General features: G+C 43.0%; 1 pseudogene. It reads right to left on the reverse strand.

The features are described from left to right. Window positions 1–146 precede the first annotated feature (146 nt). A pseudogene (locus tag CHH91_RS21375) lies at window positions 147–223 on the reverse strand (transcription termination/antitermination protein NusG); the annotation flags it as partial.

The raw sequence follows: 223 nt of genomic DNA on the forward strand, positions 1-223 counted from the left end.
CTCCTTAAGTCCGTGATGTGGTTACCGGATACACAACTTGTACCCTCCCACTCAAAAAGACGGATGCACATGCATCCGACAAGCATAGTGAAATCTATACTAAACATTGAAATTCTATCACCAATACCGCCAAGAAGCAAGGTTTTTTAAGAAATCTTTTCAACTTGACCGAACTCAAGCTCCACTGGCGTTTCGCGCCCGAACATATTCACATGGACTTTCA

The organism is Virgibacillus sp. 7505 (genome assembly GCF_002272135.1).
GTDB lineage: Bacteria > Bacillota > Bacilli > Bacillales > Amphibacillaceae > Terribacillus.